This is a genomic window from Trichocoleus sp. FACHB-262 (assembly GCF_014696035.1).
GTDB lineage: Bacteria > Cyanobacteriota > Cyanobacteriia > FACHB-46 > FACHB-46 > Trichocoleus.
The window spans coordinates 31,582-52,241 of record NZ_JACJPK010000034.1 but is presented as its reverse complement, the minus strand read 5'-3'; the positions used below and the strand labels follow the sequence as shown (position 1 = coordinate 52,241).

The 20,660-nt window shown below is 49.1% G+C and carries 15 protein-coding genes; 11 read left to right on the top strand and 4 right to left on the bottom strand.

What is annotated here, in order from left to right:
* Window positions 1-24: 24 nt before the first annotated feature.
* The 4 genes from H6F68_RS06665 to H6F68_RS06650 all read left to right on the top strand — a co-directional run bounded on the left by H6F68_RS06665 (window position 25) and on the right by H6F68_RS06650 (window position 6,389).
* Window positions 25-2,295, top strand: a complete 2,271-nt coding sequence (locus H6F68_RS06665) for a hypothetical protein (RefSeq protein WP_190557534.1) — start codon at window positions 25-27, stop codon at window positions 2,293-2,295.
* A 278-nt stretch (window positions 2,296-2,573) separates the two neighbouring features.
* On the top strand, window positions 2,574-4,304 hold the full coding sequence (locus tag H6F68_RS06660; protein ID WP_190557532.1) for an ATP-binding protein: 1,731 nt from the start codon (window positions 2,574-2,576) through the stop codon (window positions 4,302-4,304).
* Between the two features lie 129 nt (window positions 4,305-4,433).
* Window positions 4,434-5,480, top strand: coding sequence for a chemotaxis protein CheB (locus H6F68_RS06655; protein ID WP_190557530.1), 1,047 nt, complete (start codon window positions 4,434-4,436; stop codon window positions 5,478-5,480).
* A gap of 177 nt (window positions 5,481-5,657) precedes the next feature.
* Window positions 5,658-6,389 carry a DUF72 domain-containing protein gene (locus tag H6F68_RS06650; RefSeq protein ID WP_190557528.1) on the top strand — a complete coding sequence of 244 codons (732 nt, stop codon included), beginning with the start codon at window positions 5,658-5,660 and terminating at the stop codon, window positions 6,387-6,389.
* Between the two features lie 58 nt (window positions 6,390-6,447).
* Here the strand turns inward: H6F68_RS06650 and H6F68_RS06645 are convergent, their stop codons facing one another.
* The 3 genes from H6F68_RS06645 to H6F68_RS06635 all read right to left on the bottom strand — a co-directional run bounded on the left by H6F68_RS06645 (window position 6,448) and on the right by H6F68_RS06635 (window position 11,544).
* Window positions 6,448-8,796 (bottom strand): family 1 glycosylhydrolase, encoded by a 2,349-nt coding sequence (locus H6F68_RS06645; RefSeq protein WP_190557526.1) that lies wholly within the window; start codon window positions 8,794-8,796, stop codon window positions 6,448-6,450.
* Window positions 8,797-8,898: 102 nt separating this feature from the next.
* A complete protein-coding gene (glf, locus tag H6F68_RS06640) occupies window positions 8,899-10,167 on the bottom strand; it encodes a UDP-galactopyranose mutase (RefSeq protein ID WP_190441643.1) in 1,269 nt (422 codons plus the stop codon).
* Between the two features lie 231 nt (window positions 10,168-10,398).
* Entirely contained in the window at window positions 10,399-11,544 is a 1,146-nt protein-coding gene (locus H6F68_RS06635) for a glycosyltransferase family 1 protein (RefSeq protein ID WP_242065388.1), read from the bottom strand.
* Between the two features lie 668 nt (window positions 11,545-12,212).
* Here H6F68_RS06635 and galE point away from each other — a divergent pair.
* On the top strand, window positions 12,213-13,214 hold the full coding sequence (gene galE / locus H6F68_RS06630) for a UDP-glucose 4-epimerase GalE (protein ID WP_190557522.1): 1,002 nt from the start codon (window positions 12,213-12,215) through the stop codon (window positions 13,212-13,214).
* 151 nt (window positions 13,215-13,365) lie between these two features.
* Here the strand turns inward: galE and H6F68_RS06625 are convergent, their stop codons facing one another.
* A complete protein-coding gene (locus H6F68_RS06625) occupies window positions 13,366-13,728 on the bottom strand; it encodes a signal peptidase I (protein ID WP_190441650.1) in 363 nt (120 codons plus the stop codon).
* A 469-nt stretch (window positions 13,729-14,197) separates the two neighbouring features.
* Between H6F68_RS06625 and H6F68_RS06620 the strand changes: the two genes are divergently transcribed.
* From H6F68_RS06620 to H6F68_RS06595, 6 genes are all read left to right on the top strand, one after another.
* Window positions 14,198-16,201 (top strand): glycoside hydrolase family 2 protein, encoded by a 2,004-nt coding sequence (locus H6F68_RS06620; RefSeq protein WP_190441653.1) that lies wholly within the window; start codon window positions 14,198-14,200, stop codon window positions 16,199-16,201.
* Window positions 16,104-17,204 carry a galactose-1-phosphate uridylyltransferase gene (gene galT, locus H6F68_RS06615; RefSeq protein ID WP_190557520.1) on the top strand — a complete coding sequence of 367 codons (1,101 nt, stop codon included), beginning with the start codon at window positions 16,104-16,106 and terminating at the stop codon, window positions 17,202-17,204. The genes H6F68_RS06620 and galT overlap by 98 nt, the downstream gene beginning before the upstream one ends.
* Window positions 17,205-17,319: 115 nt before the next feature.
* On the top strand, window positions 17,320-18,444 hold the full coding sequence (locus H6F68_RS06610) for a Xaa-Pro peptidase family protein (RefSeq protein ID WP_199299947.1): 1,125 nt from the start codon (window positions 17,320-17,322) through the stop codon (window positions 18,442-18,444).
* Window positions 18,445-18,466: 22 nt separating this feature from the next.
* The gene (gene galK, locus H6F68_RS06605) at window positions 18,467-19,525 is read left to right on the top strand and encodes a galactokinase (protein ID WP_190557518.1); all 1,059 of its coding nucleotides are present in this window, start codon (window positions 18,467-18,469) and stop codon (window positions 19,523-19,525) included.
* 285 nt (window positions 19,526-19,810) lie between these two features.
* Window positions 19,811-20,005 carry a hypothetical protein gene (locus H6F68_RS06600; RefSeq protein WP_190441661.1) on the top strand — a complete coding sequence of 65 codons (195 nt, stop codon included), beginning with the start codon at window positions 19,811-19,813 and terminating at the stop codon, window positions 20,003-20,005.
* Between the two features lie 256 nt (window positions 20,006-20,261).
* Window positions 20,262-20,615: a DOPA 4,5-dioxygenase family protein gene (locus H6F68_RS06595; protein WP_190557516.1), complete on the top strand. Its 354-nt coding sequence runs from the start codon at window positions 20,262-20,264 to the stop codon at window positions 20,613-20,615.
* Window positions 20,616-20,660 lie beyond the last annotated feature (45 nt).

Genomic DNA, 20,660 nt, shown 5'->3' with positions numbered 1-20,660 from the left:
TCCTCTTACCCCAAGACTCACAGCATGTCTCGTTGGTTCCAATTCTGGCTCTCTCTTAGCGTCCTCACGATCACCATTGCCGAAAATCTTGCGCTCCCTAGTTACCAAGCGATCGCTCAACTGCCTCCAGTCGCAGCCTGCAATTTGGCAGCGCCACAGGACAATGAAGTTTTAACACTTCTGGATCAAGCCCGTATTGAGTTAGATAACAGAAATACAAAAGCTGCAACTCGCTACTTGCAAGCAGCCTTCCCTAATGCCCTCCAACTGAGCAATGCTGGTAAAGCAGAACTAATTCAGCAATGGCTTTTAGATCCCTACGAAGGACATTCGGTTTCACGGTTACAGCGGTTGATGCAGCAAGCGGAGATGCAAAAGTCATCTGCTTCCATACAGCCACTGCTAGACCAGCTCTTGCAGCTCACCAATCGCCTCACCGCCAGCCATAGTTTTGTCAAAACCAGAGCTTTAGCCGCGATCGCCCATCATTATGTAAAGCTGGGTCAGCCTCAACAGGCAAAATTGGCACTCAGCCAAGCACAGCAGGCAGCTCGCTCGATTCAAGGCCCCATTTTTACAGCCCAAGCCCTTACGGATGTGGCAGCAGGCTATGCGGCGCTGAGTTCGGGCAGTGCTGCCAGTAAGAACCAAGCCCAAACGGCTCAGGCAGTCTTAGCTCAAGTTGAGCAAGCGATGAAGCAGATTCCACCCAACACGTCTGAGTCTCTGCAAGCCGCACTTTGGCCTCGACTAGCAGCCATCTACGCTCAGATTGGCGACTATGCGAAAGCCAATCAAACCGTTGCTAGATTGCCTAAAAATTCTGAGTCCCAATCTTTTGCTCAGCGTGGCGTGGTAGAAGCTTACATTGCCGCTCAAAACCTTAACACCGCCGAACAACTGGCTCAAACGATCGCCACGCCTGTACAAAAAGGATTGGCTCTGGGAAAACTCGCCGTTGGTTATAGCCAAGCCAAACAACCTCAAAAAGCCACTCAACTGCTACGCCAAGCGGTGCAACTCGCACAATCGCCCACGGTGGCACGCGATTCGATTGCCCAGGAAGCTTTGCTAAAAGCGCTCGTGGAATCCTATTTGCAAGTGGGGCAGCGAGATGAAGCTTTCCAGTTAGCCAAAACTGCGCTGAAAGGGTCTCAGACTGAAGCTATTAGAGCTGTGGCGATCGCCTATGCACAAGCTGGGCAAACCAACTCAGTGCGGCAACTGTTATCTGAGCGGCTCCGCACCATTCAAGCGATGCCGCCAAGTTGGGATCGGCAGTTGGTGTCACCGAGCTTGCTGCAGCTGGTGATGGATACGCAACAGTTTGACTGGGTTCGTCAGGAATGGCCTCGCCTTGCCGCCCTGGATTACGGTCTACAAGATGATCGGGTAGTAAAAATGGCCACTGCTTACGCCCAGTCAGGACAGCACCGTCAAGCCCTTCAGTGGGCGAAGCAGTTGCCCATCAGCGATCGCCCTTTATTACAGGTTAAGCTAATGACCGCGATCGCCCGTGAGGCTCACCGTCAAGGTGAAACCCAATGGGCGAATGAATTGCTCCAGCAAACTTTACAAAGTCTCGACCCATTGCTGCGAGCCTACGACGAGCGAATTAAACGCGAAGGAGGCGATCTCCTCGAACGCGATCGCTTCAAACCCCAATCTTTAGCGCTGATTGCCCTCGTCTACGCTCAGAGCAACCAAGCAGAACCCACTCGCAGATTGCTTCAGCAAGTCAGCCAACTGGATGTCAATATGAGCGATCCAGCGATCGCACCTCCAGACCCCAATCCTTTCGCCCTCTTTATGGCAGCCGAGCAATATGTCGGCGCTTTACAATTGGCTCAAGCGACTAAAAACCCAGAAATTCGGGTTGCCCGATTACAAAGCAGCGCTACTGCATTACTGAAACAGAATCGGTTTGATTTGGTGTTGCCAGTGGTAGATCAAATCACCGCTGCCGATCGCAAAACTCAAATGCTGCTGGCGATCGCCCAACGCTACGGGGAACTTCAACAAGTAGACAAAGCCTTGCCAATTCTGGCGCAAGCCTTCCGTGTTGCCCAAACCATTCCTGGTGAGGAATCACGGGTGGATCGCTTCGGAACCGATGGCGCAACTGTCATAGAGGCATCCGATGACCGGGGCAGTATACTAACGGCGATCGCAGTGCAGTATGCTCGCTTCCAGCAACCCACCCAAGCCTTGAAAGTCGCTAGCACTTTGCAAGCCAAAGAAATTCGTGAGCAAGCCCTTCAAGCCGTAAAGTGTGCTTCTAGTCTCAAGGTTTGATCCAACTTGTAACCATCGTGCTCTATCAACTTTGCCCCACAACTGCTTAGAAATTGGGTTAGAGCGATCGCGAAGCTACAAACAGCAGAGTGCGCTCAAATTCCAGTGCTGCGCCTCAAATCAGAAGTTGATATTGCCTAGACTGCCTAATCTCAGCAATCAGTCATTAGCTGGAAAATTGATGGACTTAAGAATTGCTTAAATCTCCCTATGTATCAATACTTTCATCCGTTTAAGTGTTCACAATAAAGGTGAAGTAATGGGACGAAGGGATCTACGTGAACGGGGACGAGTTTATTGAACAGATTCACGATGTGCAGCAACGAGTAGCAGAACTCCAAGAGGATGCTACCCAACTGCCATCGCTGCAAAAAAGCCGATTGACAGAATCCCTGGAGAGGCTGACCGCAGCTTTAAGAGATTTGCAAGTTGCTGAGGAAGCCATTCGCCTGCTTCTGTCTGCTGTACAGCAATCGCGCGACTCCATTATCATTACCACGGCCCATGTTGATCCGCCAGGGCCAGAAATCGTTTACGTTAATCCAGCCTTCAGCGAGATGACTGGCTATGCCAGCGAGGAGGTGCTTGGCAAAACTCCCCGGTTACTCCAAGGCCCTGATACGGATCGCCAGCTGCTTCGAGACTTACGCCAGCATTTGATTGATGGAGAACCTTTTCACGGTGAGGCAATCAACTACCGAAAGGATGGAACCGAATATTATGTGGAGTGGAACCTCACGCCGATTCGGGATGTTCAGCAAACCATTACCCACTTTGTAGCAATTCAACGAGATATTAGCGATCGCAAACGCTTAGAGCAAGAACGAGAGCATTTATTACAGCAAGAGCAAGCTGCGCGGAATGAAGCAGAAGCAGCGAATCGGACCAAGGATGAATTTTTGGCGATGCTCTCTCATGAACTAAGAACTCCCCTGACACCCATTTTGGGTTGGGCTAAGATGTTGAGAACTAAGCAGCTGTCAGAAGCCAAGCGCCAAGAGGCGTTAGATGCGATCGAGCAAAGTGCGAAACGCCAATCTCAAGTCGTAGACGACCTGCTCGATCTCTCTCGGATTGTCCAAGGTAAATTAACTCTCAATCTCACTTCAGTATCATTGGCAACCCCCATTACTGCGGCGTTAGAAACGGTGCGTTTGTCTGCGGAAGCAAAATCTATTCGAGTAGAGACAAAACTAGACCCAACGGTTGAGCCAGCCATTGGTGATACGGGCAGACTGCAACAAGTATTTTGGAATCTGCTTTCAAATGCCATTAAATTCACCCCTTACAAAGGTCACATTCAGTTAGAACTGAAGCAAGTTGAGCAATATGCTCAAATCACGATTACCGATAGTGGGCAGGGAATTCATCCAGAGTTCTTACCGTTCGTATTTAATCGGTTTCGTCAGCAAGACAGTTCAATTACACGGCAATTTGGTGGCTTGGGGCTGGGCCTATCCATCTCGCGGCAGTTGGTAGAAGCGCATGGGGGCACCATTACAGTCAACAGCGCTGGAGAAGGCAAAGGGGCAACTTTTACAGTGCGGCTTCCCCTCATACCGCACACTTCCCCAACGGAGGCTCCTAACTCATCAACCGACCGAGCGCAGAGTTTGGCAGGCACCCAGGTTTTGGTCATAGATGATGAGCCTTTTACGCTAAAGTTCATCACTTTTGCCCTAGAAGAAGCAGGTGCAGCCGTTACTGCTGTCACTTCTGGGCAAGCAGCGCTGCAAGCTCTGAGCCAATCCAATTTTGATGTATTGCTGAGTGATATTGGGATGCAGGAGATGGATGGCTATGCTTTAATTCGGCAGATTCGTTCTTCTCGGCCAAATCGAGATCTGCCAGCGATCGCCCTCACCGCTTATGCCACTGAAGACAATTGCCAAAAAGTATTGTCGGCTGGCTTTCAACAACATTTGGCTAAACCCGTTGAGCCAGAAACTTTAATTGCAGCGATCGCACTAGCCTTAGAACAAACGTCAACTCTATCGCGGAATAGTTAGGACTGTCTTGAGAATATCTTTGGGGGAATCTTAAAGCGATCGCCGGAGGTGGGATACCTGGCGACTGAAGAAGTATGAGCTCCCAAGGTTAGAATTAGCAGTAGACGGTTAACACCATGAGAAGTACCTATGTTCGGCCATGACATCATTGTGATTGGTACATCGGCGGGTGGGCTGAAGGCACTAAGCAAAATTGTGGGTAACCTACCTGCTGACCTCAATGCTGTCATCTTTATTGTTCAACATATTGCCCCAGATAAGCCTAGTTTGCTGCCAAGCATCCTAGAAGATGTTTGTGATTTTCCAGTTACGCACCCTCAAGATGGGGAGAAGTTTCAAAAAGGGCGAATTTACATTGCCCCACCCGATCATCATTTGTTGGTGTATCAAGGGCAAATGCGAGTGGTGCGGGGGCCGCAAGAGAATCGATTTAGACCCGCGATCGATGCCTTGTTCCGCTCAGCGGCGCGCGCCTATGGTCCTAGAGTCGTAGGTGTGGTGCTCACAGGCTATCTGGATGATGGCACTGTAGGTCTCCAAGCAGTTAAAAAGCGGGGCGGAGTTGCTATAGTGCAAGATCCTCACGAGGCACAGTATTCTAGCATGCCTAACAGCGCCTTGAGGTATGCCTCAGTAGACCACTGCCTGTGCTTGGCGGAGATTGCAGAATTATTGGTGTCTTTGACCAAGGAACCCGCAGCGGAGGAGAAAACGTATCCAATCACTCAAGAAATAGAGTTTGAATCTAGTATTGCTGAACAGCAGATGAATACGCAGCAGTTTCTAGAGAATGTTGAGAAGATTGGACAGCGTACAACCTATAGCTGTCCTGAGTGTAACGGCAGTATTTGGCAAATTGGTGATGGGGATTTACTGCGGTTTCGCTGCCATATAGGGCACGCTTTTACAGCGAATATCTTTCTGTCTGAGCAGACTAAGAATATAGAAAATACTTTATGGTCGGCTGTGCGAGCTCTGGAGGAGAAAGTGACGCTCTCACGCCAAATGGCTCAACGGATGAAAAATATCAATTTGTCTACCGTAGCAACAAAATACGAAAATAACGCGCAAAAAATAGATGAAGAGGTGTCAGCGCTGCGGAACTTGATTCTTACGGGCTTTGCCACAAAACAAAATATATTCTTCAAAGATGAGGAGTTAGAGGAGGGGCTGTAACCGTGCGATCGCCCTCTATCCTTCAGGCCTCTCCCTAAATCCCTCTCCGTTTGGAAAGGGGTTATGAATTCTTATCTAACCCTCGCGCTAGAGATACTTTGTTGGTTGGAGATGTCTAATAGGAGAGCATAAAAGGAAAGTTGGCGATCGCCAAGCTAGCCGAATCGATTGAAACTCATGTTGTTAATTGGCACCAGTGGTTGGGTCTATAAACATTGGATGGGATTGTTCTACCCAGCGCAAATGCCTGGTGAGCAACAGTTACCTTTCTATGCAGAGCAATTTCCTAGCGTAGAAGTCAATTTCTCCTTTTATCGCTTACCAGAGCGATCGGTGTTTGAGCATTGGCGGACCCAAACTCCAGACAAGTTCTTATTTGCCGTTAAGGGCAGCCGCTATCTCACTCACATGAAGAAGCTGAAAGACCCTGAGGAGCCCTTAGAACGCTTAATGGAGCGAGCTAGCGGTCTGCAAGAAAAGCTGGGGCCGATTTTGTTCCAGTTTCCTCACACCTGGCACCTCAACCTCGATCGCCTACAACCATTTTTAGACTTGCTCCAGAATTATCCGCAACAGCAGTACACATTAGAGTTTCGCCATACTAGTTGGCTGATTCCAGAAGTTTACCAACGATTAGAAAAAGCAGGAGTGGCGCTGTGTCTCCCTGTTAGTCCCACTGTTCCCTTAGACATTTGCCTCACCGCTCCCTGGACTTACATTCGGATGCACTCTGGTCAGGAAGGTACAGGTTACAGCGATGCCGAATTGCTAACTTGGGCGGCTCAGATTCACTCGTTCTTGGCGCAGGACATTAATGTCTATGTCTATTTCAACAACGATCCGGAAGGCCACGCCATCCGCGATGCCCAACGCCTCAAGATATTGATTGATTCCGATGCCAAACAATAAGCGATCGCCCTACGTATCTATTCTCCTCCCCCCGCAGGGAAGGGGCTAGGGGTTAGGTCTACGCTCTCTGGCAAAGATACCGATCGATCGCATCATCTAGAGATGGCAACAAGATACCGCGTTCACTGCTGAGGGCACTGTAAGTTGGACGAAGAGCAGCCCAGCCTAAATCTTTAGTAGGCCGAGCTTCAATCACTGCGGTATCCAATCCGGCGAGATTCGCCACAGTTTGAGCTAAGTCGGACCAAGCGATCGCGCCTGAGTTCGCCAAGTGCCAAATACCGCATTCTCCATCAATCAGAAGATCTAGCGTGTTATTGACGAGATCAGGGACATAGGTGGGGGATACTACTGCATCTTCCGCTGCGATAAAGGGCTGACCGGAAGCTAGAGTGCGCAGGGCGATCGCGAGAAAGTTATGTTCATCCCAAGGACCGAAAAAGGCGCTAGTGCGAATCACCAAGGAACAGGGATGGTTGGCAAGTACCCGTTGTTCAGCGATCGCTTTGCTGTGTCCATATACATTTAGAGGTGCCACTTCACAGCTTTCGACATAAGGTTCCGCTCGGTTGCCGTCGAACACTAAATCCGAAGAGAAGGTAACAAAGGCAGCTCCATGATTCGCGCAAGTCTCCGCTAAAATTGCCGCTCCATCTGTATTAATGAAGCGACATAGCTCTGGTTCTCGCTCCGCATCATCGACTCGGACATAGCCTGCGGTATTCACCACCGCCCAAGGTTTCAGCTCTGCGATGACGCGATCGACAGAATCTGGATTGGTGATGTCCATATCCTGACGAGATAGCAATTGGTAAGGAATACCGCGGACTTCGCAGAGGCGGGCAAAAGCTTTTCCGAGCGTCCCTGTTGCACCCGTGATCAAAAGCGGTGGCGTTGAGGCAGCAGAAGTTTCAGCACTTCCCAATGCTTGGCTTCCAACTCTTGGCTTCCAATGCTTGGCTTCTGACTCTTGCCTATTGGCTACAGGCTTCTGATTCTTACCTTCTAGCTGCTGATCTCCTGGTTCTCCAGTGTAATTCACAGGCGGATACAGCAACCGTTCTGGGCGTTGCCACCAACCGGGAACAGCGAGCAAAGGATGATGGAATTCGTTGCCTTCAGCTAGCTGACGTAGCATCTGAGCTAAGGCAGTAGGCCGAGGCTGAGGTGATCTGAGGTCAAATACACCGGGTTCGTAGTAGCCGTCCGAGCGCGTCAGTAGGCTATTCCAGTCGTAAGCTCCTAGTAGCGACCAAGCAGTAACGGCTCGGATATCTACACCGTCAGTTCGCAGTTGTTGGGCTGCTTCCCAGATTTCCTTGAGCCAGCGCAACTGTTCTTCTCTGGTGCATCCCAAATGTACCTCTGTCACCGCGATCGGTAACTGGTAGCGATCCCAAACCTCTTTCAGTAGGATCTGGGCATCACAAATTCCTTCTACGCAAACCCGGACCGCCTCTACATCAGCATACTGATGCTTGCCGTTGCCTCCGTGGGTATGAGCCGGATAACGTTCTAGCCGCTCATCCAAAAAGCGATCGCTCGTGAGATAGCGGTTAATGCCCATAATGTCGGGTGGGCAAGGATGGTCCAAAAACCAAGTGAGTTCGGCTTCGCCAATCCCAACTAGCTCTCGCAGATACTCCCAAAGAGGATGCTCGCGATCGACTCGACCGCAGAGTAAGTCAAGACTGAGCCAGCGGCGATTGTTCTCAAACTCTGCTTGGTAAGCCAGCAAAGGAGTGCTGAATATCTTGCCTAAATCTTCGGTTTGTACCAGTTGGGCGCTTGGATTAATTTGCCGAATCGCTTGCATCGAAAGCACAACGGCACGGCATTGATTGAGTAATGCCTGGATAAAAGCTAGCCCATCCCGCTTGTGAGGATACCAGTGGCCGTAGAGAGCACTGAAGCGAGCTGTGGTCAGGGGTTCATTAACTGGAGTGTAATGAGTAATCCAGGGATAGCGAGTTGCGACCGCGTGAGCAAATTCCGCTAGCTTTTCCGGAAAAGCGGGATCAAGCAAGCTGGTATCCTTGGGACCACTACCATGATGCACAAGCCCCAGAATGGGCCGAATACCTAGATCATCCAATCGCGCTAATCGCTGGTCTAACCAAGACCAATCTGCTTGCGCTAATCCATTGGGAGCAATTCGTTCCCAGAGGGCAGGATAGCGGATGGCTGTAATGCCTAAAGAATCGAATAGATCTAGATCTTCGATCCGATTAAGGTGACCGTTACGTTCTAGTTGATCAAAGTATTGGTCGCCGATACGATTTACGGTGCATTCAATACCAGCCCACAACTCCAGGTTAGCGGCTGAATTTGCGCTATTGGCTACTGAGTTACTAGACGCAACATTAACTGGAGAAGACTGCTCCTCACTCCTCGTATTGGCTATCATGCTTGTTTATTCTGGGTCATGCTAAAAAGTGCATTAAAGGTCAATTAGCAGGTGGATCTTTCGTTGATGACTGATGAAAGATCCACCGCTAAAGTAGGCGTTCTAGTCTGCCTTAGTAGATAAGGATTTGCTGGAGCCATTCTTCTCTATGTTTTTAGCAGGAGATGAATTGGCAGCATGGGTGAGAGAAGTTTGATCCAGGTTGATTTCGGATCTGCGATCGCTGCTAGGAGATTTAGCCGATACGCGAGCGGCAACGCTTTCTTCGGGGTGCCAACTGGGTCGCTCTGTGATTTTGGCGTAGACAGATAGGGCTTGAGCGACTACTTGATCCATGTTGTAGTACTTGTAGGTAGCCAATCGCCCCACGAAATGCACTCCAGGTGTCGAGTCGGCTAGCGCTTTGTACTGCTTGTAAAGCTCAGCATTCTCAGGGCGAGGTACGGGGTAGTAAGGATCTCCCTCAGCCTTGGGATACTCATACACTAGGCTGGTCTTGGTATGCTCCTGACCCGTGAGATACTTAAATTCAGTGACACGAGTGTAGAGATGTTCGTTGGGATAGTTAACCACCGCTGCGGGCTGATGCACAGATTCATTCAGCGTCTCATGCTTGAAGTCGAGGGATCGGTAAGGTAGCTTACCGTAGCGATAATCAAAAAACTCATCCACGGGGCCAGAGTAGATCATTTCCTTGAAAGGAATCATCTTTTGGATTTCCCGGTAGTCCACATTCAACATCACTTTGATGTTGGGGTGAGACAGCATGTTTTCAAACATGCGAGTGAAGCCGTGCAATGGCATCGCTTGGTAGGTATCGGTAAAGTAGCGATCGTCTCTGTTTGTGCGAGTCGGAACGCGAGCTGTGACCGACTTATCGAGTTCCGAGGGATCGATGCCCCATTGCTTGATCGTGTAGTTGCGGAAGAACTTCTCGTACAGTTCCCGTCCTACTTTGCTAACTACTACATCTTCGGAGGTGCGGATAGATTCTTTAGGTTCCGCAACTGAGGCAAAGAAATCATTCAGTTCAAAGGAAGTGAGATTTAAGCCATACAGCTTATTAATGGTGTCCAAGTTAATGGGCATGGGCACCAATTGACCATCGACACTAGCTAGAACTCGGTGTTCGTAACGCCGCCACTCGGTGAAGTTGGACAGATACTCAAAGACATCACGCGAGTTGGTGTGAAAGATGTGAGGGCCATACTTGTGTACTAGAATGCCCGCATCGTTGTAATGGTCGTAAGCATTGCCACCAATATGATTGCGGCGATCGCAAACCAATACCTTTTTGCCTAACTGGCTTGCCAAGCGCTCCGCCAGAACGCTACCTGAGAATCCTGCACCCACAATTAGGTAGTCGAACATTGAAGTACCTCTCTTTTAGTAAATGGTTGAGAGCTTTCGTTGCCATCTTTGGCATCGCTGAAAGCTCTAGTTTCGGCATCTGAGTCATTCGTCTTCACAGTGCATCTGGGCACCTATGACTCATCACCGCAGGGTTTGTAAATGTCTGTATTGGTCTTATGTCTTAAATCAATCACTGTCACTTTATATCTAGTCATCTAGAGCTTGAAGACTAGTGATGAACTGGCTTTGCTAGCCACCCGAAACGGATTCAGAGAGAACGGCTGTCGGCTTGGGCGTTGACTCGACCTGCTTACTCGCGATCGCCGACTCAATCAGTTGCAACATTGCTGCCCAAGTTTTATCCCAAGAAGTTTGGGCCAAGAAACCATCCACTTGATGCCGCCATTCTGTATCTTGCTCAGCCTGTTGCATGGCTGCTTCGGTTGCTGTCACGAACTCAGATGCTGTGTCAGCGATATGAACTAAACCCTGCTCCCCGTAGGGCCGCACCACATCTCGAATCGAGGTAGAAACCACAGGCTTGCCAGCAGCGAGATATTCTGGAGTTTTGGTAGGGCTGATAAAGCGCGTCGATTCATTCAATGCGAAAGGCAACATAGCGACATCCCATCCCGCTAGATATTGCGGTAGCTCTGGATAGGATTTGCCACCTAGATAGTGAATGTTAGGGTGACGGGGCAGAGTCTCTGGATCGATTTTGACTACAGGACCAATAATCACCAAATGCCAATCAGGTCTGGCTTGAGCAATGCCATCTATTAGATCCAGGTTCATCCGTTCGTCTATAACACCATAGAAACCTAGACGAGGATGAGGAATAGCTGCTTGGTCAGCTGGATCGGCGCTGATCATTCTAGCTTGGGCAAAGTGTTCTGCTTCAATGCTGCTAGGGAAGGCGTAGGCATGAGGATGCTGATGGCGTTTCGCTTCGTACAGGCTTTGGCCACCTGTAAATACCAAATCAGCTCGTTGGAATAGTTGGTCTTCAAACTCTCTGAGTTCCGGGGGGGCTCCCTTAAAGGCAGCTAGTTCATCCATACAGTCATAAACGACTGCTGCGGCCTGCAAATGACTGGTGAACGCCAAGGCCATCGGCGTGTAGTACCAAAGAATCGGGTTGGCGATCGCATACTCAGCAAACAGATCATCTATCAAGCTCTGTTGCATGGCAGTGACCATCTCTGCTTTCAAGCCACTGGGGAGATGGGGCACAACTACTGATACGCCACATTCCCGTTTGCCGACTTCCAGCCACCAATCATCTCCTGCTTCAAAGATGGGTTCCTCAACAAAAAAGACTCTACGTCCCTGAGCACAACGACTTAAAAGATGTTGCGGTCGCTGATAAACAAAATCCCACCGTAAGTGGGACAAACAAACCAAATCAGATGTACCTGGGAAGAACCATTCAACATCTGAAAGAGAAAAGCTAGCAGTCTGCGATTCTGATGTTGATGTATCTTGCAAAGATAACTTTCTTATAGGTCTCATCTTAGTACTATTACTGATTGATGCGGGGTCAGGTGGAGTCATGATTCAACCTAGTTTTATTTAGGTGGAAAGCTCTAATCTTAATTCACAATAATTCCTTATTACTTTTAAAAGCTTCTATTCAACGGTAGATGTGAAATCTATCTTCAGACAGAGATAAGTATTAAAATAACTTGTAGCTTCGAGGCCTTGTAGGCGCTAAAGTGATTTAATATCAGTGTTTTTGGCTTTTTATCTAGTTTTGTTGCAATATCTACAATTAGGGACACCCAGATTTACGTCATTAGTAGGATATGAAGCTTTTGAGAAATCTGAGTTAATTGCCAAATTGGCTGTCAAGTTAAATGTCAATTACTAAATTGATGCAAGTAATTAGATTTGGCTTTGAATTTTATATTGACTCATCTTTAATCTAAGGATTTGCATGTTATTGATTGATATAAAAAATCTATTTTAGAATTAAGACAAATTAAGTTTTTAATTCTGAAGCGTTTCTTAAATAGAAATACCCAAAGAAATCCACATCCTATCTATCAAGGCACACCAATCTCATGATTTTAGTAACCGGGGGAGCAGGGTATATTGGCTCCCATGCTGTTATGGAGTTACAACGAGCAGGTTATGAGGTGATGGTTTTAGATAACCTCTCTTATGGCCATCGGGAAATTGTTGAGGAAGTCTTACAAGTAAAACTAGTAGTAGGGGATATTAGCGATCGCGCCTTACTCGATCAACTATTCTCTACCTATCCCATTACCGCAGTTATGCACTTTGCGGCCTACATTGCTGTAGGTGAGTCTGTTACAGATCCCGCTAAGTATTACCGCAACAACGTTACAGGCACGCTAACGCTCTTAGAAGCGATGACTGCAGCGTCTATAAAGCAGTTTGTGTTTTCTTCAACCTGTGCGCTGTATGGCATTCCTAAGTTTGTGCCAATCACAGAAGAGCATCCCCAAGACCCCATCAGTCCCTATGCCACCACAAAACAGACTGTGGAGCACATTCTCTCGGATTTTGATGTAGCTTATGGTCTGAAGTCAGTTCGCTTCCGCTATTTCAATGCGGCTGGAGCGCATCCCAATGGTCAACTTGGTGAAGACCATGCGCCTGAAACCCACTTAATCCCTCTTGTGTTGATGGCTGCCTTAGGTAAACTACCCGCCATCCAGATTCTAGGGACCGATTACCCGACACCAGATGGCACTTGCGTCCGTGACTACATTCACGTCAGTGACTTGGCTCAAGCCCATGTTCAAGGATTGCAGTATCTGGAAAACGGTGGAGCCAGTGACGTATTTAACTTAGGCAATGGCCTAGGATTCTCAGTCCGCGAAGTGATTGAAGCCGCTCGCGAAGTCACTGGCCGAGAAATTCCTGTAGTAGAGCGCGATCGCCGCCCTGGAGACCCTCCGGTTTTAGTGGGTAGCAGCGACAAAGCCAGAAATGTGTTGGGTTGGAAACCCGAATACGCTGACTTGAAACAAATTTTGACTCACGCTTGGCAATGGCACCAACAACGGCACGGTCAGCATACGCCTGTGCCACAGTAGCCACAATGTGAAGCTTATGAAGCTTTGGGAGCAGGCTTGAGTCCTAACAGACCTTCTCCCCCAACCCCTCTCCGCATCGGAGAGGGGCCTTAGTTCTATATGGCTCCCCTTCCCTAGCAGGGAAGGGACTGGGGGCTAGGTCTCACAGTTTTTAAGATTCTGGAACAGAAGGATATCTCACAGTCAGCACTGTAGAATCTTCCTCTGCCAGCCAACCATGAGAGAGACCGGGCAACCACAGGGCGTAATCCCCTTCTTGAGCCAGCACTACCTCGCGATCGGGGAACTGCAAGCGAAAGCGACCCTTGATCAAAATTGAAAGCGTCGTCGCCTGGTGATTGACTCCCCATTCTTGCCTACTGTCCCCAGCGGAGTGAGTCCCCCACTTAACCTCCACAGCCGACGTAGCGCGGGGATCATCGGCTGGCGTCACAAAGTACCCCATAAACCAACCGCGACGGGTTTTTCCTTCGGTGTAACTATTGCCAACAATAATTTGTGGTGAATCAGCCATTTTTTTAAGAATTTTCAATAACAATTTGGTGAATTGTAGCTTTGAGAATCGTCAAGTTTTGTGTTGATAGTTAGTAGTGATTGTCACACTATTTATTCAGATTCAATTCAAAAACGTACTATAAGTATTCTTAATTTCTTGCTAGAAGGATTTTGGTTTGGTAATCAAACATAATTTTGAACCTGATTTCAGGCTTCTATCTCAGGAATGATTGTAATTAGGTATGATTTAAATAGGTAGTTTGACTAGACCTTGATAAAAGCGGTTTATGTCAGGGAATGCAGTAATTCGCTCGGACACAAGAGTAGGGTTACTGTTGATGAATTTTCACTGCTCTGAAGTTCCCCTAATTAAAAATTCCTTTCCGAAGAAATAAAGGCTCGAAAAATTTTTAGTTTCGAAGCTGATAAATAGATAAATCAGGGGTAGCAAAGGGCATTCTTCGTTAAGTAGCTAGGGTTCAAGTTTGATGAAATTACTCGGCAGAAGCCTCGAAATCAATGCCCCCTCTGATTCCAGCGCGATCGCGATGTTTCGCCAGCTTGAAACGGGGTATCCTCGTCCACAGTTACAGCGAGCTAACTGGCTCAACCTGAATGGAGCCTGGAAATTTGCCTTCAATAATGAAAGCAACTGGGTCCAGCCCACCGATGTCGCCGAGTGGACCCACACCATTGAAGTTCCCTTCGCGCCAGAATCACAACGCAGTGGTATCGGTGACACAGGGTTTCATCCCAACTGCTGGTACGAGCGCGACTTTGAATTAAGCCCAACTCAAAGCGCTCATCCTGCTCGTGTGTTGCTACATTTTGGTGCGGTTGATTACCACGCTCGTGTTTGGGTCAACGGTCAGTTCATTGGAGAACATGAAGGTGGTCACACTTCCTTCAGTTTTGACATCACCCCAGCTTTGCGTCCTGAAGGCCCTCAGCGAGTCACCGTTTGGGCACAAGATGACCCCCAAGACCTCGCCAAGCCCAGAGGTAAGCAAGACTGGTTGCTAGAGGCTCACAGCATTTGGTACCCCCGCACCAGTGGCATTTGGCAGACTGTCTGGATCGAAACGGTGCCAGAAACCTACTTAGAAAAGATTCGCTGGACTCCCCACTTTGAGCGCTGGGAAATTGGCTTTGAAGCGCTGATTGCTGGCAACACCTGCGATGATTTGCGCCTCAGTGTCCGGTTGACGGTAGATAGTCGCTTACTCGTGAACGATGTTTACGAAGTGATCAATGGTGAAATTCATCGGCGGATTGCGCTGTCTGACCCTGGCATTGATGATTACCGCAACGCTCTACTTTGGAGTCCCGAAAAACCAACTCTGATTGATGCTCAGGTGCAACTCTGGCGTCACGGTGAGTTGTTAGATGAAGTCAAGTCCTATACGGCGATGCGAACTGTCTCGATTCAGCGCGATCGCTTTATGCTCAACGGGCACCCTTACTATCTCCGTCTGGTGCTGGATCAGGGCTACTGGACTGATACGCTCATGACGCCGCCCTCCGATGAAGCACTGCGTCAAGACATTGAGCTGACCAAGCTCATGGGCTTTAACGGCGTCCGCAAGCACCAAAAAGTTGAAGATCCTCGCTTCCTCTATTGGGCCGATGCGATGGGCTTACTAGTTTGGGAAGAAATGCCTAGTGCCTATCGCTTTACGCCCAAAGCTGTGGAGCGGATCACTAAAGAGTGGACAGAAGTGATTGAGCGGGATGCTAGCCACCCTTGTATTGTGGCTTGGGTTCCTTTCAACGAATCTTGGGGTGTGCCTAACCTCACTGAAACTCGGGCGCATCAGCACTATGTCCAGGCACTTTATTACTTGACTAAAACCTTAGACCCCAGTCGCCCGGTGATTGGCAATGATGGCTGGGAAAGCACTACTACTGATATTCTGGCGATTCACGATTACGACAACAACCCGCAAAGATTAGCCAAGCGCTATGGCCCAGAAATCAAGATTTCTGATTTGCTGCACAATCAGCGACCGGGAGGACGTGTCTTAACGCTGGACTGTTATCCTCATCAAGGCCAGCCGATTATGCTGACCGAGTTTGGTGGTATTGCTTATACCCGTCCCGCTGATACGGAAGCTTACAAAGCTTGGGGTTATGCCCGCTCATCAGACACCTCGGAACTGCAACAGCAATACAGCGCTTTGCTTTCAACTGTGAATCGGGTTCAGATGTTTAGTGGTTTCTGCTATACCCAGTTGACAGATACATTCCAGGAAGCCAATGGTCTTCTGTACGCCGATCGCACACCGAAGTTTCCGCTAGAGGCGATCGCATCTGCAACTCTAGGTAGGGACAATCCAGAAGTGGAGAGATCTATACTGCCACCATCAGTTACAACCCCGTGGTCCAGTGCAGAAAATGTACCTCCAGGAACTCCTCAAGCCGGATGGTCGCAAGCTCACCCTGTACAGCAGATGCCCCATTGCAGCGGACATCCAGGCTCCCAGTCCTGGTAACGAGCCGATTCAGGCAAATCCTCATCTCCGTTGGCATCCATTGCGGGGTGAGTGGGTGGCTTATGCCAGCCATCGCCAGGGGCGAACTTTTATGCCACCCCCTGAGTACAACCCACTCGCCCCCACCACAAACCCTGAATTTCCTACAGAACTTCCGCAAGGCCAGTACGACATTGCGGTATTTGAAAATCGTTTTCCATCAATGGCAGTCCAGGCCCACGATCCACCGCATCTTATTGTGGATACCCTGCCTGCTAATGGTGCTTGCGAAGTGGTGGTCTTTACCCAAGACCCGAGTAAATCGCTCTCTAATTTAGAACTGGATCACCTCGATTTGCTGCTGCAAGTCTGGGGCGATCGCACGCGAGCCTTGGGCGATCAAGCTCAAATTCAGTACGTGCTCCCCTTCGAGAATAAAGGGGTTGAAGTTGGCGTGACGCTGCACCACCCACACGGGCAGATCTACGCTTATCCTTTTGTGCCCCCGGTGCCCGCTCGGATGCTAGAACAGCAGCAAGCTTATTACCAGCGGCATCAGCGGGGATTACTACAAGATTTAATTCAGCAAGAGATTACCGACGATCAGCGGATTCTTTATCGAGACGAGTGGGCGATCGCCTTTGTGCCGATCTGTGCCCGCTATCCCTATGAGGTGTGGGTGGCTCCGATTCAACCTGTGCCGACTTTGGGCGAGCTGACTCAGGAGCAGCGGAGGAGTTTAGCGAAGGCGCTGAAGACCGTTACTCTAAAATTCGACGGTTTATGGAATCGGCCTTTTCCTTACTTAATGGCTTGGTATCAAGCTCCTACTGACGGTCAACTCCACCCAGAATCGCATCTACACGCGGAGTTTTATCCGCCCTACCGCACTGCTGATCGACTCAAATATCTGGCGGGTACAGAACTGGCGGCTGGAATGTTTGCTAATGATGCCCTTCCAGAGGAAAAGGCTAAAGATCTCCAAGCCGTGGTGGTGAATTTGGCAGAGTCAGCCTACGCCTAGCCTGACAGCTGGGTAATTTGGCTTAGTCCTGCCGCTTAGTCCTGCCAAGGGCTGATGTTGTAGATGCAAGTTGCAGCTATCTCAGTAATTAAAGAACCTCAACAACCCATCAACCATGGTCATGCAACCAGGAACGGAAATTTCTGAGAAGCTTACGAGCATTCGAGATACTTTAGAGGAAACTGGAGCGGCTGGAGTTCGCTTACGTGGCACGGATTGGTTTGCTTGGGCAACGGGAGGTGCGTCTAACACCGTGTTGTTAGCGGCTGAGTCTGGGGTGGCCGAAGTTTTGGTGACTCCTGATGGGGCTTGGGTGCTCACGGATGAAATTGAAGCTCAGCGTTTTCGAGATGAGGAGTTAACAGGCGACCGCGGTGAATTTTATCAGTTACAGGTCAACCCTTGGGCAGAATCGACCAAGCGCGAAGCTTTTGTTGCGGAGGTGACTGGAGAGGGGAAAGTTCTGAGCGATCGCCCTGTGAGTTTATTGCCTCATAGCCCTGAAGCGCTTTTACCTACTGCTTTGGTGCAGCAGAAACGCACTCTTCTACTTAGTGAACTCGATCGCTACCGTCAAGTAGGACGTTTGGCTAGCGAAGCGATGACCGAGGCACTCACTCAAGCCAAACCTGACTGGACGGAACACCAATTGGCAGGAGTAGGAGCCGCCGCCCTATGGAAGCGAGGGTTACATCCCGCTCTAACTTTGGCTGCTGGAGAACGCCGTCTGCCGCTCTATCGCCATCCTACTGCTAGTGCCGCACCGATTGGTCAAGTGGTAATGATGGTCTTTTGTGCTCGTGGCTTTGGACTCTACGCCAACCTGACTCGGTTTATTTGCTTCGGTTCTCTAGCAGCCGAGCAAAAGGAGCTGCATCGGCAGGTTCGGGAGATTGAGGCAGCTGCTTTAGAGCAGTGCCGTAGAGGTACGCCCCTCAATCAGGTTTATGCAAGCTTGCAACAGGCTTACGAACAGCAAGGGTATCCTCAATCGATTTACGAGCATCATCAAGGGGGAACGACGGGTTATCTGGCGCGTGAGGTGGTGGCTAATCCAGCTACCACTGATTGTCTCATGGCCAATATGGCGATCGCTTGGAATCCCAGTCTGCGGGGAGGCAAAATTGAAGATACTTTTGTGCTGCACCCAGATGGCAGTTTAGAGGATCTTACCTTTGACCCGAACTGGCCTAGTGTTGAGGTAGAAGGGCGATCGCGACCTGTTCCGTTAGAACTTTAAATTCTCAACTATAAGCTTTCATATGGACTTTCAACAGATCTTTAATGCTGCGCCCAAAGTTGAAGCGAGTGCGCCGGGACGAGTTAACCTGCTGGGCGAACATACCGACTATAACGATGGCTTTGTATTGCCAACCGCTATCCCGCAAAAAACCACTGTTTATCTTGGCCTAAGCCCTGACGATCAACATCATTTCTATTCGCAGGAGCTAGAAGAGCAGATCGATGTGCAAGCCTCAGACTCTATTCCAGAGAGCTTTGCGAGTTATATCTTTGGCTGCATTGGTGTACTGGAGAAACAGGGAATCACGGTGCCACCGCTTAATGTCTATGTCACCTCGTCTGTGCCAATGGGGTCAGGACTTTCGAGCAGTGCAGCTTTAGAAGTGGCGATGTTGCGGGGCTTGCGATCGCTGCTAGAGCTTGATCTTGATGATGTTCGCATTGCCCAACTAGGACAGGAAGCCGAGCGACAGTATGCAGGGGTGCAGTGCGGCATTATGGATCAGATGGCCTCTAGCCTTGCGGATACAGATCATCTCCTGTTTCTGGATACCCGAACGCTCGATCGCGAACTTCTCCCTTTTCCGTCAGGCGCAGAGATTTTAGTGATCGACAGTGGTATCCCTCGTACTTTGGCAGGCAGTGGCTATAACCAACGGCGGGAAGAATGCGAAGAAGCGGCGAAACAGTTGGGAGTTAGGGCATTGAGGGATATTAGTGATGTCGAGGCGATTGCCCATCTCCCTGAACTCCTCAAGCGGCGATCGCGTCATGTGATTACAGAGGATAACCGCGTGCTAGAAGCTCGGGAGGGTGTATCAGCCGAGCGCTTTGGCGAACTGATGAACGATTCCCACGCGAGCTTAAGGGATGACTACGAAGTTTCGATCGCAGGGTTAGATCAGCTAGTTGAAATTTTGCAGAAAACCCCTGGTGTATTTGGTGCCAGGCTTACAGGAGCAGGGTTTGGGGGCGCTTGTGTTGCCTTGACGGTGGCAGGGAAAGCTGGGGCGATCGCGCAACAAGTTTTGGAACAGTATAATCGCGCAGAACAAATAGGTCGTGTTTTAGTTCCCTAGCCTGGATGACTCTCAATCATTACATTAAGAATGGTACAAGGGCTTTCTTTAAGGCAAGCAGTGTGATAGTGAATACAGCATCCTGTAAAAGAGATCCTATCTTTGTCTAGACGACATTTGGGGAAGAGTACAGCATACTTTATAACAACAGCATTCGTGGTGTGAGGTGTATCGCTGATGAGAGCCTATGGATGATTGCCAACCCAGACTGTTAAGATCAATCGTTTGATCAAATCTTTTAGTAAGAACTCAGAACTACAAACATAAATAAGTTGGTAAAACATTATGCAGCTCCAAATTGAACCGAATAAGTTTCCCTCCAAAAGCAGTCTTTGTCAGCTCTGCGGTCAATCGTTTGCCATGAAGGAAGCGCAAGTGATTGTCTGTAACGAACAAGGCAAGAGTCAAGGCCAGGTTTGTTCAAGTTGTATTGGCAGAGGGTTTAACTGGATTCAGCAACAATTTGAACTGCTACAGTAAGCTTCAAATACAGAATTTCAACTTTGCCAGAACAGTATCCCAACTTAACTGAATACCATGCCGTTCAGCATGATGTTTACTCGGTTGGCGAATTCACATCCTACAACTTCCCTTTAGATCCTTTCAAATTAGGATTTAAGGGGAAATTGCTATGTGAATTGACTTAAGCCATTGCCACGCTTTTCCAAAGTTTGGATACCTTGAAAATCGATGTAAGCTAGTCGGTGAAAAGAGATCAGTCGTGGAGCCGAGAAAAATGGTAGAAGCAACAACCACAATCACTGGATTCCACGCTCACATCTACTACGATCCTGAAACTCGTGATATTGCAGCGCGGGTACGCGAGGGGCTGGGTGCTTTTGAGGTGCGTTTGGGACGGTGGCACGATCGCCCGATTGGCCCTCATCCTCAAGCTATGTACCAGATTGCTTTCCTACCCGATCAGTTCGTAAGGGTTGTTCCTTGGCTGATGCTACATCGCGAGGGGTTGGATGTTTTGGTGCATCCGGAGACAGGCGATGATGTCTTGGACCACACAAACCATGCTCTATGGCTAGGCAATAAATTAGAACTGAATATTGAGATTCTGCGTCAAATTAGCAGAGCCTAAGACGCAGCCTCCAACTTCTAGATTGCTCAATTGCTGTAAAAACGT

Coding starts and splice junctions, on each gene's coding strand:
- H6F68_RS06625 (WP_190441650.1), bottom strand. CDS start 13,728: ATGGCTGATTCACCACAAATTATTGTTGGCAATAGTTACACCGAAGGA.
- H6F68_RS06600 (WP_190441661.1), top strand. CDS start 19,811: ATGCAGCTCCAAATTGAACCGAATAAGTTTCCCTCCAAAAGCAGTCTT.
- H6F68_RS06665 (WP_190557534.1), top strand. CDS start 25: ATGTCTCGTTGGTTCCAATTCTGGCTCTCTCTTAGCGTCCTCACGATC.
- H6F68_RS06620 (WP_190441653.1), top strand. CDS start 14,198: ATGAAATTACTCGGCAGAAGCCTCGAAATCAATGCCCCCTCTGATTCC.
- H6F68_RS06645 (WP_190557526.1), bottom strand. CDS start 8,796: ATGATAGCCAATACGAGGAGTGAGGAGCAGTCTTCTCCAGTTAATGTT.
- galK (WP_190557518.1), top strand. CDS start 18,467: ATGGACTTTCAACAGATCTTTAATGCTGCGCCCAAAGTTGAAGCGAGT.
- H6F68_RS06655 (WP_190557530.1), top strand. CDS start 4,434: ATGTTCGGCCATGACATCATTGTGATTGGTACATCGGCGGGTGGGCTG.
- galE (WP_190557522.1), top strand. CDS start 12,213: ATGATTTTAGTAACCGGGGGAGCAGGGTATATTGGCTCCCATGCTGTT.
- galT (WP_190557520.1), top strand. CDS start 16,104: ATGTACCTCCAGGAACTCCTCAAGCCGGATGGTCGCAAGCTCACCCTG.
- H6F68_RS06595 (WP_190557516.1), top strand. CDS start 20,262: ATGGTAGAAGCAACAACCACAATCACTGGATTCCACGCTCACATCTAC.
- H6F68_RS06650 (WP_190557528.1), top strand. CDS start 5,658: ATGTTGTTAATTGGCACCAGTGGTTGGGTCTATAAACATTGGATGGGA.
- H6F68_RS06610 (WP_199299947.1), top strand. CDS start 17,320: ATGGTCATGCAACCAGGAACGGAAATTTCTGAGAAGCTTACGAGCATT.
- glf (WP_190441643.1), bottom strand. CDS start 10,167: ATGTTCGACTACCTAATTGTGGGTGCAGGATTCTCAGGTAGCGTTCTG.